This is a genomic window from Mycolicibacterium vaccae NBRC 14118 = CIP 105934, from assembly GCF_001552715.1.
Classification (GTDB): Bacteria; Actinomycetota; Actinomycetes; order Mycobacteriales; family Mycobacteriaceae; genus Mycobacterium; species Mycobacterium vaccae.
Map to the genome: position 1 here is coordinate 1 of NZ_BCRS01000159.1, position 13,478 is coordinate 13,478.

A 13,478-nucleotide genomic window follows, 5' to 3' on the forward strand; every position below is an offset into this window, starting at 1 on the left:
GGCGCCGCGCTGATCGACGGGGTCGCGCGGCACTGCCGCGACGGGGTTGCGGTCGCGGTGTCCACCCGCGTGCCGGGCGGAACGGTCAGCCCCGGCTACGGTCCGGGCCGGGCGCTGGTCGACGCGGGGGCGGTGGTGGTCCCCCGTCTGCGCCCGCCTCAGGCCCGGGTGCTGTTGATGGCGTCGCTGGCCGCGGTGGCCGACCCCCAGCAGGTGTTCGCGGCCTGGGGCTGACAGCTGGTCACGCGGTGTCGCGTCCGGCGAGTTGGTCGACGAACTCCGGCCAGTCCAGGCTGTCCACCGGGTTCGCGCGGGTCACCGCGGGGTCGTCGGCGCGGAACGTGCGGGTCGGGCCCGGCCCGCTGCTGCGCGTCTCGAACCGCACGGTCATCACGCCGTGCCCCGCGCCCTGTACCCAGCCGTGCCCGAGGTCCGGGTGGGTGACGTCGTCGCCGATGCGCCAGGCCGGCGCCGACGGCGCGGGCTCCGCGGCGGGTTGGGCGGCGCCGGTGTCGGTGATCTCGTCGGAGCCGAACGTCTCCAGGTCGGGGAACAGCGATTCCTGCTGAACGTCGGAGAGCCCGGAGAACCCCACCCCGACCAGCCGGATCGGCCCGATCTCGACCGGGTCGAGCAGCAACCGGCGTGCGGTCGCGATCAGCGTGCCCGGGTCCGTGGTGGCGTACGGCAGCGTCGTGGACCGGGTCAGGATGCTCATGTCCGACTTCCTGAGCTTGACGGTGACGGTGCGTGCGCCGCGGCCGTCCTTGAGCAGCCGTCGGTGCGCGTGCTCACCGATCGGTCCGGCCGCATCCACCAACTGCGGCAACGTCGTCAGATCCTCGGCGAACGTGGACTCCGCGCTGATCTGCTTGGCGGGTGCGTTCTCGGCCACCGGACGGTCGTCGATGCCGCGGGCCAACCGGTGCAGGGCGGGCCCGACGGTCGGCCCCAGAATGTTGGCCACCTCGGCGTCGGTGAGCGCGACGAACCCGCCGATGGTCTCGATGCCCAGCCGGTGCAGCTTCTCCTCCGCGACCGGCCCGATGCCCCACAGCTTGCGCACCGGCAACCCGTCGAGCAGCGCCCGCTCCTTGTCGCGGGGCACCACGGTGATGCCGTTCGGTTTCGCCAGCCCGGAGGCGATCTTGGCCAACTGCTTTCCCGACCCGGCGCCGACGGAGGCGACCAGTCCGGTGGCGGCGGCCACCTCTGCGCGCAACTCCTCGCAGAACGCGGCCACCTCGGCCGGCGCGGCACCGGCCAGCTCAGCCGGTTCGCCGAACGCCTCGTCGAAGGAAAGCTGTTCGAGCACAGGCACTTTGGCTCGCACGGTGTCGAACACCCGGCGGCTGGCCAGTCCGTAGACCACACCGCGCGGCGGAAGCACCACCGCGGCGGCGCCGACCAGCCGTCGGGCCTGATGCATCGGCATCGCCGAGCGGGCGCCGAACACCCGGGACTCGTAGCTCGCGCCGGCGACCACCCCGCGGCCGCCAGGTCCCCCGACGAGCACCGGCCGCCCCCGCAGGGTCGGGCGGGTCAGCTGCTCCACGGATGCGAAGAACGCATCCATGTCCAGGTGCAGGACCCATCGGGCAGCCACACCCGCCGATGCTAGGCGGTGCCGATACCGTGACCGGCATGGCACACCCGAGTGACGAGCCCGCCGACGTACCGATCCGGGACGACTCGATCCGGCTCTGCCAGTTCCTCAAGCTCGCGGGGCTGATCGACTCCGGTGCCGACGCCAAAGCGGTGATCGGCGACGGCCTGGTCAGCGTCAACGGCGAGACCGACCTCCGGCGCGGCAGGCAGCTGCGCCCCGGGGACGTCGTGGTGTGCGAGGGCCGCAGCGCCCGGGTCAGCGCGGGATCCACCCCGCGAGAGTGAACCCACGGCCGTCAGGGCTGACCGACAACGACCGTGCACGCACGCTCGCGGGCCCACTCGATGGAGACGCTCAGGCCTTGGTGAGCGCCACCCGCACGCCGTCGCCGATCTCGCTGCCCTGCTCGGGCTCGCCGAACTCGAAGCGGGTCGCGAGGATCTCGCCGGCGATCAGATCGCGGTGGGTCAGCGCCCACTCCCGGTACTGCTCGGGGACCGAGATCACCACCGAGATCCGGTCGGACACCTCGAGTCCGGTGGACTTGCGAAGCTCCTGCAGCTCACGGATCCGGTCCTTGGCCCAGCCTTCGGCCTCCAACTCCGGGGTGACGGTGCCGTCGAGCACCACCAGACCTGCGCCGTCGGGCAATGCGGCGGTGTACTCCGGATCGGCGGCCACCAGCCGCGAGCTGTACTCCTCGGGCTGCAACACCGCCGGGCCGGCGGTCAGGGTGCCGTCCTCGTTGACGACGGCCTCCCCCGCTTTGACCGCCTTGATCGCGGCCTGGACGTCTTTGCCGATACGCGGGCCCGCGACGCGGGCGTTGACGGTCAGTTCGAACCGTCCGTGCGCGGCGATGTCGTCGGTGAGCTCGACGGACTTCACGTTGAGCTCGTCGGCGATGATATCCCGGTAAGGTTCCAGGGTAGCCGGATCAGCAACTGCCACAGTCAGTTTCGGCAGCGGCAGCCGCACCCGCAGCTTCTTGGCCTTGCGCAGCGACGACCCGGCCGACGCGACGTCGCGCACCAGGTCCATCTCGGCGACGAGCTGCGGGTCAGCCGGCACGATCCCGGGTTCGGGCCAGTCCGTCAGATGCACCGACCGCTCCCCGGTCAGGTCGCGCCAGATCCGTTCGGTGACCAGCGGCAGCAGCGGTGCGGCCAGCCGGCTGGTCACCTCCAGCACGGTGTGCAGGGTGTCGATGGCGTCGGCGTCTTCCTCCCAGAACCGCGAACGCGACCGGCGCACATACCAGTTCGTCAGCGCCTCGGTGAACTGGCGCAGCTGGTCGCAGGCCTGCGAGATGTCGCAGACGTCCAGCGATTCGGTCAGGTCGTCGCGCAGCTGCGCGAGCTTGGCCAGGATGTAGCGGTCCAGCACGTGCTGCGAGTCGGTGCGCCAGGTGCCCTTCGCGGGAGCGTAGAGCGCCAGGAACGTGTACGCGTTCCACAGCGGCAGCAGAACCTGCCGCACGCCCTCGCGGATGCCCTGCTCGGTGACGACCAGGTTGCCGCCCCGCAGGATCGGCGACGCCATCAGGAACCAGCGCATCGCGTCGGAGCCGTCGCGGTCGAACACCTCGGACACGTCCGGGTAGTTGCGCAGCGACTTGCTCATCTTCTGACCGTCGTTGCCCAGCACGATGCCGTGCGAGACGCACGTGCGGAACGCGGGCCGGTCGAACAGCGCGGTGGCCAGGATGTGCAGTGTGTAGAACCAGCCGCGGGTCTGCCCGATGTACTCGACGATGAAGTCGCCCGGGTAGTGCGACTCGAACCAGTCCTGGTTCTCGAACGGGTAGTGCACCTGCCCGTAGGGCATCGACCCGGAGTCGAACCACACGTCGAGCACGTCCTCGATGCGCCGCATTGTCGACTTGCCGGTCGGGTCGTCGGGGTTGGGCCGGGTCAGCTCGTCGATGAACGGCCGGTGCAGGTTGTCGGGCCGAACCCCGAAGTCGCGTTCGAGTTCGTCGAGGCTGCCGTAGACGTCGATTCGCGGGTAGGCCGGATCGTCGGACTTCCACACCGGGATCGGCGTGCCCCAGTAGCGGTTCCGGGAGATCGACCAGTCCCGCGCGCCCTGCAGCCACTTGCCGAACTGTCCGTCCTTGACGTGCTCGGGGTACCAGGTGATCTCCTGGTTCAGCTCGACCATGCGGTCGCGGAACTGGGTGACCTTGATGAACCAGGACGACACCGCCCGGTAGATCAGCGGATTGCGGCAGCGCCAGCAGTGCGGATAGGAGTGCTCGTAGGTGTCGTGACGCAGCAGGACCGCGCCGTTGGCGGCCGCGGCGCCGGAGCCGTTCTTCAGGTCTCGGATGATCTGCGGGTTGGCGTCGAACACGTGCTGGCCCGCGTAGTCGGGGACGGTGGCGTCGAAGCGCCCCTTGGCGTCCACCGGGGTGACGGCCTCGATTCCGCCGGCCTGCGCGGTGGCCATGTCGTCCTCGCCGTAGGCCGGCGACATGTGGACCAGTCCGGTGCCGTCCTCGGTGCTGACGAAATCGGCGGGCAGTACCCGGAACGCGTTGGGCGAGTCCATGAAATACGGGAACGGTGGCGCGTAGTGCACGTCGAGCAGGTCGCGTCCGGTGTAGGTGGCCACGACCGTCGGCTCTTCACCCAGCTCGCGCGCGTACGCACCGAGCCGGGACTCGGCGAGCACGTAGCGGCGCCCGTCGGCCTCGACGACGACGTAGGTGACGTCGGGGTTGACCGCGACCGCCTGGTTCGACGGCAACGTCCACGGCGTGGTGGTCCAGATCAGCAGGTAGGCGCCGACGAGATCCGGGACCGGTCCGTCTGTCTGCTCCTCGCGCGAGCGCTCGTCGGCCTCGATCCGGAAGCCCACGGTGAGCGCCGGGTCCTGCCGGTTCTGGTAGACGTCGTCGTCCATCCGCAGTTCGTGGCTGGACAACGGGGTCTCGTCGTTCCAGCAGTAGGGCAGCACCCGGTTGCCCTCGTAGGCCAGACCCTTGTCCCAGAGCTGTTTGAAGACCCAGATCACCGACTCCATGAAGCCGATGTCGAGGGTCTTGTAGTCGTTGTCGAAATCGACCCACCGGGCCTGGCGGGTGACGTACTCCCGCCACTCGCCCGTGTACTTGAGCACCGACTCCCGGCACGCATCGTTGAACTTCTCGATGCCCATCTCTTCGATCTGGGCCTTGTCGGTGATGCCGAGTTGGCGTTGCACCTCCAGTTCGGCGGGCAGACCGTGGGTGTCCCAGCCGAACCGGCGTTCCACCTTGTAGCCGCGCATGGTGCGGTAGCGCGGCACGATGTCCTTGACGTAACCGGTGAGCAGGTGTCCGTAGTGGGGCAGCCCGTTCGCGAACGGGGGCCCGTCGTAGAAGACGTATTCCGGCGCACCGTCACGGCGCGCGACACTGGCTTTGAAGGTGTTGTCGCGGTCCCAGTAGCTGAGCACATCGGCTTCCAGCGCCGGGAACTTCGGAGCGCCTGGGGCGGGCTTCGGATAGGCGGTCACGGACGTCGCGCTCCTCGTGCCAGGTCGTGTTCAGGCACGGGGACGAACGTCGCGCCGGTGCGCGAGCGCCGCGGTACCACCCCGCTTGCGCACCTGGGGTGCGCCGCTCATGTCAGGCGATGACGGGCCCACCCGTTCGGTTCTACTGGGCGTGAGCGCGACTCGAGCTCCCGCTGTTCTTCCGAAGGCTCCCCGGTGATGGCCGGATCGACGCCGATCGCCCCAGTTTAGCGGGCGGGTCTAGCGCGGCGCCGCGGCGTCCGAGGTGATCTCGATGACGGCCAGCGGGAACTGCTCGGCCATCTCCTGCACGGAGTACGCGTCCAGGCGGGACTCGTCGTACCACCAGTCGATCCGGAGCAGGTCGTGTACACGCTGCACGCGCAACTCGAGTGCGCGGGCGCTCGGGCCCTCGTCCGCCCCGTCGGCGATGTTCAGCAACACCTCGCACTGCGCGACCGGGTGCCCGGGCGCCCCTGCCAGCGCGCTGTGCGCGCTCTGCAACATCTCCGTGGGCCCGGTCTCCGGGCCGGCCGCGCACGTCACCGACACCGGGTGGTTGAGCCAGCGGTGACCACCGGTGACGTCGACGGCGACGCTTCCGTCGCCGCGGGTGCGGCCGAAGGTGCGGCCGAGGGCGGCGAGCAGGATCTCCTCGACCGGCACCCCCAACCATTCCGCGGCACCGTCGAGTTCCTCGGTCAGTTCGCTCGACGGCTCGGTGCCGAACTTCAGCGATCGGGCGGGCAGCACGTCGATCGCTACGCGATCGAACACATCCAGCGATTTCGGCGCGGACAGGACGGGCCGTTGTTTGACCTCGTCCGAGATGTATGGAGCGACCATGTGGCTAACCGTACAGCGAATGTCCCAGAATTGGGAGACTGCTCCCAAAACTGTGACGGCTATGTCAATAAGGAGCGCGTCATCTATTTGCCGGGAGGGGATGCCCGAAACCGGGATCACCCATTAAGGTGTTCAAATGCCCCGCACGGACGAGAACGGCAGACAGTTGAAAGCTCTGCTCGACTATCTGCTGGACGGAGAGATCGACGCCAAGGACCTCATCGACGCGCTCGGCATCTCCAGCAGCACGTATTACCGGCGCATCAAGGAATCCGACTACCCGTCGGCCGAGGAACTGCGTCTGGTGGCCGACCGCTTCGAACTTAGCTACCCCGACCTGCAGATTCAGTTCGGACTGATGAGCCGGCAGGAGGTCTGGCAGTACGTCGAGGCGACGGGCCGGACGCCGGTCGCAGTGGCCGCACAGCCCGCGACCACGACAAAGGTGGAAACCGGGCGGCGCAGGCGGCTCTCCGATCTGACACCCCGACTGGACGCTCCCCCCCTTTAACGACGTCGGCGCCTACAATTTGCTGACAACGGCACGCTCGAAAGCGATTCCCCATGGCTCTTGCATCACTCATCGTGATCACCCTGATATGCATCGGGTGGAGCTTGTGGATTCGCCGAGTGACCTGGTCGTGCCGGTGGGAGGTGGCCGCGACCCTCAATATCGCCCTGCACGGCGCGGCGGTGTTGTTGATGTCGCCGCTGGCGTCCGAAACGATCGGCCCGCTGCTGTACTCGCTGACCGGCAAGTGGAATCTCGAGGACTATCTGGCCCACGATTTCTACATCGTCGCCGCATCCGCGGTGGTCTACAACACGCTCGGCCGGCTCGAGCAGGATCACGAACTCCAGCAACGTTTCCGTCAGCACATCGAACGTCCGGCCACGCTGTGCATCCCACTTCTGCTGGCCACCTTCTGGCTCGGTAACGGGGCGTCGATCTACCGCGCCGACTTCTTCGACGTACCCACCGACTTCTGGCTCAACGTGTACTGGCTCCTGCTCTGCGGGATGCTCATCTACCTCCTCGCCTACTGCGTGCGAGCGCTGATGATCCTGCGCACGGACCCCCGCTCGCGCCATGTCGCCAACGTCTACCTCTTCGCGTCGACGATGGGCATCCTGGCCTGCGTAGTCCGCATCACCACCGCGTTCGTCCCGCAGTTGCAGACCGTTCAGGGCACCACGCTGGTGTGGGTGTTCGCATGCGCCTGCGGCGCGGGCTTCGCGTTGACCTCCGCCCAGTCGTGGCGGATGCGGACCCGCTGGTTCACCGGGGCAAACCGCTAGAGGTCCCGCCCGGTCAGACCGCGGTCGCGGTCGCGTCGGCGAACGGGGCCCCGTACTCGCGCACCGGCCGATAGCCGTTCCTGCGGGCCAGCGCGGCCCCGCGCCGGAGCAGCGCCGCCGTGGTGACGAAACCGGCCTGGTCGCTGACGACAAGGGGGGTGAGCAGGCGGTTGTGCACGTAGCCGAAGGCCAGCCCCGTGTGCGGATCCGCCCAGCCCAGCGACCCGCCGAGACCGACGTGCCCGAACCCGGGCAGCACGCCCGGCAGCGGCAGACCGTGATATCCGAGGTGGAACGACAGCGGCATGACCATGCTGTGATCCAGACGCAGGCTCGGCCGGCCGATCAACTCGGCGGCGGTCTGGCTGGACAGGTACTGGGTGCCGTCGATGCGCCCGCCGTTGGCGATCGCGCCGTACATGCGCGCCAGGGCCCGTGCGGTCGCGACGCCGTTGGCCGCCGGGATCTCGCTGTCCAGCAGCGGCGTGTCGCCCTGCACCAGGGCTTTCACTCCGGGCAGGTACATCGCGCCGAAGGCCGCCGAGAACGGCAACGCCGCGATGCGCGGCGCCATCAGATTGAACATCGGGTTCTGCAGCCGGGACTGCGGACCGATGATCTGGGCCGGTTGCGTGGGGGCCTGTGCCGGCGGGCGCCCGAGGTGCAGCCCGTCGGTGTGCAGCGGTGCGGCCACCTCGGTGCGGATCAGTTCCCGCATGCCCTTGCCGGTGACGGATCGGGCCAGGCCGGACAGCAGCCAGCCGAACGTGAACGCGTGGTAGGCGGGCTTACCGTGCAACCAGCTGATCGGCGCGGCCGCGAGCCGTTCCTCCATGGTCAGATGGTCGAGCAGGTCGGCTCGGGCGGCGCCGTTGAGCTGGGACAGTCCCGCCCGGTGCCGCAGCGCGTCGCGCACCGTGATCGCCGACTTGCCGTTCGCGCCGAAATCGCGCCAGTACTGGGCGACCGGGGCGTCATAGTCGATCAGCCCGCGATCGTGGAGCCGGTGGATGACGGTGGCGGCCACCCCCTTGGTCGCCGAGAACACCATCGGCGCCGTGTCGGCCGTCCAGCGCCGGGTGCCTTTACGGTCGGCCCATCCGGTCCACACGTCGACGACGGGTTCCCCGTCCAGATACACCGACAACGCTCCGCCGCCGAGCCGGCGCCACGGGAACATCTGCGCGAACGCGCGGACCGCGCAGCCGAAGTTCGGGTCGGCTGCCCCCTGGATGCCACGGGGCAGCGCAGCACCGTGGCCGTGTGAGAGCGCCTCTTCGCGCTCCGGATGTATGGCGCCCGTCACAGCTTGAATTTACCCCGGCGCCGGGCAAACTATTCGACAGTTACCGATTTGTTAATCAGCGCGCTCCGGCGGCGGCTCGACCGCGTCGAGAATCTGCTGTGCAGCAAGCGCCGGAGTCAGCTCGCCGTCGCGAACCCGACGTTCGACGTCGCCCCGGATGGCGCGCACCCCCGGGCTGGACAGCACGCGGTCGAGAATGGTGTCGCGCACCATAGACCAGGTCCACTCGACCTGCTGGGTGCGCCGCCTGGCGTCGAACTCACCGGCCTCGGTGAGCACGCCGCGATGCTTGAGCACGGTGTCCCACAGCTCGGCCAGTCCGGCGCCGGTCAGCGCGCTCATAGTCAAAACTGGTGGCCGCCAAAGGGTTTCGCGAGGATAGATCAGCCTGATGGCGCCGGCCAGTTCCCGCGCGGCAGACTTGGCCTCCAGCGCGTGCTCGCCGTCGGCCTTGTTGACCACCACGATGTCGGCCAACTCCAGCACACCCTTTTTGATGCCCTGCAGTTGGTCACCGGTGCGCGCGAGCGTCAGGAAGACGAAGGTGTCGACCATGTTGGCAACGGTCACCTCGGACTGCCCGACACCGACGGTCTCGACCAGGATCACGTCGTAACCGGCGGATTCCAGCAAAACAATTGTCTCGCGTGTCGCCTTGGCGACCCCGCCCAGAGTTCCCGAGGTCGGCGACGGACGGATGTAGGCATCCGGGTGCACCGCCAGCTTCGCCATCCGGGTCTTGTCGCCCAGGATGGAGCCACCGGTGCGCGTCGAGGACGGATCCACCGCGAGCACCGCGACCCGGTGCCCCTGCTCGATCAGGTACATGCCGAGCGCTTCGATGGTCGTCGACTTGCCGACGCCGGGCACCCCGGTGATGCCGACCCGGGTCGCCGGCTCGGGCTGCGCACCCGGCGCGCCGGCCGGTGAGAGCTCCAGGAGCAGCTCCTGGGCCCTCTGCCGGTGATCGGCGCGGGTCGACTCGACGAGCGTGATCGCCCGCGCCAGCGCGGAGCGGTCACCGCCGCGCAACGCCGCGGCGAGCTCACTGACCGGCTGGCTCATCTAGCTCAAGCTGTACCCGAGTCGTTCGGCCAGCTTGTTCAGCAGACCGATCGCGGCGTCGGCGATCACGGTGCCCGGCGGGAAGATCGCCGTCGCCCCGGCCTCGTACAACTCGTCGAAGTCCCCCGGCGGGATCACGCCGCCGACCACGACCATGATGTCGGGCCTGCCGACCTCGGCCAGCGCGTCGCGCAGCGCGGGGACCAGCGTCAGGTGGCCGGCAGCCAGCGAGGACACCCCGACGACGTGCACGTCGTTGTCGGCGGCCTGGCGAGCGACCTCCTCGGGCGTCGAGAACAGCGAGCCGACGTCCACGTCGAAGCCGATGTCGGCGAACGCGGTCGCGATCACCTTCTGGCCACGGTCGTGTCCGTCCTGACCCATCTTGGCCACCAGGATGCGCGGCCGGCGGCCGTCGGCCTCGGCGAACTTCTCGACGAGTTCCGTTGCGCTGCTGACGTTGCTGGCCATGCCCACCTCGTCTCGGTACACCCCTGCGATGGTGCGGATCTCGGCCTGGTGCCTGCCGTAGACCTTCTCCAGAGCGTCCGAGATCTCCCCGACGGTGGCCTTCGCGCGGGCGGCGTTGATGGCCAGGGCGAGCAGGTTGTTGCCCAGCCCGTCCTCACCGGCCGGCCCGGACGCCGCCGCGGCGCGGGTCAGTTCGGCCAGCGCGGCCTGGGTGGCGGCATCGTCCCGCTGACTGCGCAACCGCTCCAGCTTGGCGATCTGCTCGGCACGCACCCGGCTGTTCTCGACCTTGAGCACCTCGATCTCGTGGTCCTCGTCGACCTGGTACCGGTTGACGCCGATCACCGTCTGCTGGCCGGAGTCGATGCGCGCCTGAGTGCGGGCGGCGGCCTCCTCGATGCGCAGCTTCGGGATGCCGGCGTCGATGGCCTGGGCCATACCGCCGTGCTCGGCGATCTCGGCGATGTGCGCCCGGGCCTTCTCGGCGAGTTGGTAGGTCAGCCATTCGACGTAGTACGACCCGGCCCACGGGTCGATGGGCCGCGTCGTGCCCGATTCCTGCTGCAACAGCAGCTGGGTGTTGCGGGCGATGCGCGCCGAGAAGTCGGTGGGCAGCGCGAGCGCCTCGTCGAGAGCGTTGGTGTGCAGCGACTGGGTGTGGCCCTGGGTCGCGGCCATGGCCTCCACACACGTGCGGGCCACGTTGTTGAACGCGTCCTGAGCGGTCAGCGACCAGCCCGAGGTCTGCGAATGGGTGCGCAGCGAGAGCGATTTCGCGCTCTTGGGGTCGAACTGCGACACCAGCTCACTCCACAGCAGCCGGCCCGCGCGCAGCTTGGCGACCTCCATGAAGAAGTTCATGCCGATGCCCCAGAAGAACGAGAGCCGCGGCGCGAACTTGTCGATGTCCAGGCCGGCGTCCAGGCCCGCCTTGATGTACTCCACCCCGTCGGCGAGCGTGTAGCCCAGCTCCAGATCCGCGGTGGCCCCCGCCTCCTGGATGTGGTAGCCGGAGATCGAGATGCTGTTGAACTTCGGCATTTTCACGCTGGTGTAACCGAAGATGTCGGAGATGATCCGCATCGACGGCTTCGGCGGGTAGATGTAGGTGTTGCGGACCATGAACTCTTTGAGGATGTCGTTCTGAATGGTCCCGGCGAGCTTTTCCGGCGGCACGCCCTGCTCTTCGGCGGCCACCACGTACAGCGCGAGGATCGGCAGCACCGCACCGTTCATCGTCATCGACACCGACACCGACGACAGGTCGATCCCGTCGAAGAGCTGACGCATGTCGAGGATGGAGTCGATCGCCACGCCGGCCATGCCGACGTCACCGGCCACCCGGGGGTGGTCGGAGTCGTAGCCGCGGTGGGTGGCCAGGTCGAACGCGACCGACAGCCCCTTCTGGCCGGCGGCCAGGTTGCGCCGGTAGAACGCATTGGACTCTGCCGCGGTGGAGAACCCGGCGTACTGACGGATGGTCCACGGCTGGTTGACGTACATCGTCGGGTACGGCCCGCGCACGAACGGCGGCTCGCCGGGCAGGGTGTTGAGCGGGTAGCCCGCCTCGACGATCGAGTCGCGGTCGGCGCCGATGTAGACCGGCTTGACCTCGATGCCCTCCGGGGTGGACCAGTCGAGTTGATCGGCGGTGTAGCCGTGGGCGGCCGCGGCGGCCGATACCTGCCGATCGACGTCGGCGGGTGCCGGTGGGGTGCCCGCCGCGTCGCCGGACAGCGGCACGTCGGCGAAGCTCTGGATGTTCCTGGATTCGGTGGCGGTCATGTCATGCTCCCAATCGGGTCAGCAGGTCCGACAGGGCGCCGACCGCGTCGATCTTCGCGGTGAGGTATCCGTCGGGTTTCGAATCGGCCTCTGCGACCGCCTTTTCCGGTCCGGCGAGCAGGACTCGGGTCACCCCTGCCGCGCGCGCCGCCTCGACGACGGCCGACACCTCACCGGCGTAGCGGGCGTCGGTGCCGCAGATCACGGCCACCTCGGTCACGCCGGCGTCGGACACGGCGGCGGCGACCCCGGCGGCGTCCAGCGGTCCCGGGTTGACGGCCTCGATCCCGCCGGAGGCCAGCAGGTTGGCGGTGAACGTGGTGCGGATGTTGTGTTCGGCCAGCGGCCCGAGCGGCAGCATCAGCGCCTTCGGCCGCGCCCCGGTCTTCTCCAGGAAGGCATCGGAGCGGCCCCGCAGCGCCTCGAAGGCCGCGGCATAGCGCTGGACGTGGGGCAGCGGATCCCCGTCGGGCAGCGGGACTTCACCGAGGTTGGGGAACTCGTTGACGCCGGTGACCGCGGTGCGCCGGTGCGCGACGTCGTCGGCGCGCCGGCCGGCCACCTCGGCGATGCGGGCGCTGACGTGCTCGCGGGCGGCGGCGAACCCTCCTTCGGCCTCGATCTCCTGAAAGTGCGCCCACGCCTGGCCGGCCAGGCTGCGGGTGAGGTCCTCGATGAACCACGAGCCGCCCGACGGGTCCAGCACCCGGCCCAGGTGGGACTCCTCGAGCAGCAGCAGCTGGGTGTTGCGGGCGATACGGCGCGCGAAACTGCGCGCGGTGCCGGGGAATCCGCCCGAGATCGCGACGTCGAAGGGGTGCACCAGAAGGGTGTCGGCTCCGCCGACGCCGGCCGCGAACGCCGCGACAGTGGTGCGCAGCATGTTCACCCACGGGTCCCGCGCGGTCATCATCGGCAGAGAGGTGGTGGCGTGCAGGGTGGCCGCACCGGCGTCCGGCTCCCCCACGACCTCGGCGACACGGGCCCAGAGTTGGCGTGCGGCACGCATTTTGGCGATGGTCATGAACTGGTCGTCGTCGGCGGCGAACCGGAAGCTGATCTGTCCGAGCGCGTCCGCGGTGGACATCCCCGCGTCGGTCAGCACCCGCAGGTAGGCCACTCCGGCCGCGACGGCCGCACCGAGTTCCCACGACGCGCTCGCGCCCGCGTTGTGGAACGCCGGCCCGTCGACGGTGATCGCGCGGACGTGGGTGCCGTATGCCAGGGCCTTCTCGGCGACGGCGACGATGTCGTCGGTCCCCGGTGCCGGGCGCCCGGCCAGCGGCGCGGTCAGCGGATCGGCCCCGAGGTCGATCGACAGCCGGGAACGCTGATCGGCGTCGAGCCCGGTCAGCAGCGCCAGCAGCGCGTCGGCGGCCGCGCGGTAGATGGAGCCGTCGCCGGCCACCTCGACCACCACCGGCACCAGATCCAGGTAGACGCCGTCGAGCAACCCGGCCAGGTCGGCGGGCGCGGCCGCGCCCGGGGCGTCGCCGACGCGCAGCACCAGCGCACTGACGCCTTCGGTCAGTCCCAGCAGGATCGCCCCGTTGGCCTCGGCCACGCTGGTGGCGTCGGCGGGGAAGGTCTCGCCGA

The 13,478-nt window shown here is 69.4% G+C and carries 10 protein-coding genes and 1 pseudogene; 4 read left to right on the top strand and 7 right to left on the bottom strand.

All coding sequences use genetic code 11. The features are described 5' to 3' along the window. Positions 1–234 (top strand): annotated as a pseudogene (locus tag MVA01S_RS23995) (L-asparaginase); the annotation flags it as partial. Between the two features lie 7 nt (positions 235–241). Here MVA01S_RS23995 and MVA01S_RS24000 read toward each other — a convergent pair. Then, the gene (locus tag MVA01S_RS24000; protein WP_040542144.1) at positions 242–1,606 is read right to left on the bottom strand and encodes a DNA polymerase IV; all 1,365 of its coding nucleotides are present in this window, start codon (positions 1,604–1,606) and stop codon (positions 242–244) included. Positions 1,607–1,644: 38 nt separating this feature from the next. Here MVA01S_RS24000 and MVA01S_RS24005 point away from each other — a divergent pair, with 38 nt between their 5' ends. After that, a complete protein-coding gene (locus MVA01S_RS24005) occupies positions 1,645–1,893 on the top strand; it encodes an RNA-binding S4 domain-containing protein (RefSeq protein ID WP_040542233.1) in 249 nt (82 codons plus the stop codon). A gap of 70 nt (positions 1,894–1,963) precedes the next feature. Here the strand turns inward: MVA01S_RS24005 and ileS are convergent, their stop codons facing one another. Both ileS and MVA01S_RS24015 read right to left on the bottom strand, forming a co-directional pair. Then, positions 1,964–5,110, bottom strand: a complete 3,147-nt coding sequence (gene ileS / locus MVA01S_RS24010) for an isoleucine--tRNA ligase (protein ID WP_003931988.1) — start codon at positions 5,108–5,110, stop codon at positions 1,964–1,966. A gap of 240 nt (positions 5,111–5,350) precedes the next feature. After that, on the bottom strand, positions 5,351–5,956 hold the full coding sequence (locus MVA01S_RS24015) for a hypothetical protein (RefSeq protein ID WP_003931987.1): 606 nt from the start codon (positions 5,954–5,956) through the stop codon (positions 5,351–5,353). A gap of 136 nt (positions 5,957–6,092) precedes the next feature. Between MVA01S_RS24015 and MVA01S_RS24020 the strand changes: the two genes are divergently transcribed. Continuing rightward, on the top strand, positions 6,093–6,467 hold the full coding sequence (locus tag MVA01S_RS24020) for a helix-turn-helix domain-containing protein (RefSeq protein WP_003931986.1): 375 nt from the start codon (positions 6,093–6,095) through the stop codon (positions 6,465–6,467). A 53-nt stretch (positions 6,468–6,520) separates the two neighbouring features. Next, positions 6,521–7,255 carry a hypothetical protein gene (locus MVA01S_RS24025; protein WP_003931985.1) on the top strand — a complete coding sequence of 245 codons (735 nt, stop codon included), beginning with the start codon at positions 6,521–6,523 and terminating at the stop codon, positions 7,253–7,255. Positions 7,256–7,268: 13 nt separating this feature from the next. On the opposite strand, the gene lipL is transcribed toward MVA01S_RS24025, so the two are convergent. From lipL to mutA, 4 genes are all read right to left on the bottom strand, one after another. Then, positions 7,269–8,561 (bottom strand): esterase/beta-lactamase LipL, encoded by a 1,293-nt coding sequence (gene lipL / locus MVA01S_RS24030; RefSeq protein ID WP_003931984.1) that lies wholly within the window; start codon positions 8,559–8,561, stop codon positions 7,269–7,271. A 51-nt stretch (positions 8,562–8,612) separates the two neighbouring features. Next, positions 8,613–9,626, bottom strand: a complete 1,014-nt coding sequence (gene meaB, locus MVA01S_RS24035) for a methylmalonyl Co-A mutase-associated GTPase MeaB (protein ID WP_003931983.1) — start codon at positions 9,624–9,626, stop codon at positions 8,613–8,615. Beyond that, the gene (gene scpA / locus MVA01S_RS24040) at positions 9,627–11,882 is read right to left on the bottom strand and encodes a methylmalonyl-CoA mutase (protein ID WP_060941718.1); all 2,256 of its coding nucleotides are present in this window, start codon (positions 11,880–11,882) and stop codon (positions 9,627–9,629) included. It abuts the gene before it with no gap. Between the two features lies 1 nt (position 11,883). Then, the coding region (gene mutA, locus MVA01S_RS24045) for a methylmalonyl-CoA mutase small subunit (protein ID WP_060941719.1) at positions 11,884–13,478 on the bottom strand (1,595 nt) is incomplete at its 5' end.

Excerpts from the sequence above, each read along its gene's own strand:
- MVA01S_RS24005 (WP_040542233.1), top strand. The coding sequence starts at position 1,645 with ATGGCACACCCGAGTGACGAGCCCGCCGACGTACCGATCCGGGACGAC.
- MVA01S_RS24015 (WP_003931987.1), bottom strand. The coding sequence starts at position 5,956 with ATGGTCGCTCCATACATCTCGGACGAGGTCAAACAACGGCCCGTCCTG.
- MVA01S_RS24020 (WP_003931986.1), top strand. The coding sequence starts at position 6,093 with ATGCCCCGCACGGACGAGAACGGCAGACAGTTGAAAGCTCTGCTCGAC.
- MVA01S_RS24025 (WP_003931985.1), top strand. The coding sequence starts at position 6,521 with ATGGCTCTTGCATCACTCATCGTGATCACCCTGATATGCATCGGGTGG.
- meaB (WP_003931983.1), bottom strand. The coding sequence starts at position 9,626 with ATGAGCCAGCCGGTCAGTGAGCTCGCCGCGGCGTTGCGCGGCGGTGAC.
- scpA (WP_060941718.1), bottom strand. The coding sequence starts at position 11,882 with ATGACCGCCACCGAATCCAGGAACATCCAGAGCTTCGCCGACGTGCCG.